This window comes from Rhizobium sp. RAF56 (genome assembly GCF_052113965.1).
In the GTDB taxonomy this organism is placed as follows: domain Bacteria; phylum Pseudomonadota; class Alphaproteobacteria; order Rhizobiales; family Rhizobiaceae; genus Rhizobium.
This window is the reverse complement of sequence record NZ_JBFRDU010000155.1, coordinates 1-366: the sequence shown is the minus strand read 5'-3', so window position 1 is coordinate 366 and position 366 is coordinate 1. Positions and strand designations below refer to the sequence as shown.

The window sequence follows — 366 nt, the reverse complement described above, 5'->3', positions numbered from 1 at the left end:
AGCGCAGACATTCAAGATCGCGATGGTGCCGCGGCAGCTCTCAAAACCATCCTCAGACGCTGGCCGTGGCTCAGGCATATCTTTGCGGATGGCGGTTATGCCGGTCCGAAACTGCGGGCAGTATTGTGCAAGGTCGCGAAGTTCACGTTGCAGATCGTGAAGCGAACGGACAAAGCAAAAGGCTTCGAAGTGCTGCCGCGTCGCTGGGTCGTGGAGCGTACATTCGCCTGGCTTGGCCGATGCAGGCGACTGGCCAAGGATTGGGAAAAATCAATCGCTTCCGCTGAAGCCTGGATGCTTATTGCCCATATCCGCATTCTCACGCGGAGGATCGCAAGGTACCATGTTTATTGAGTTCTTTTCGAG

General features: G+C 55.7%; 1 protein-coding gene. It reads left to right on the top strand.

Annotation, left to right across the window (positions count from 1 at the left end; genetic code table 11):
* The coding region (locus AB4048_RS29035) for a transposase (protein ID WP_442205381.1) at positions 1-354 on the top strand (354 nt) is incomplete at its 5' end.
* Positions 355-366: the final 12 nt, after the last annotated feature.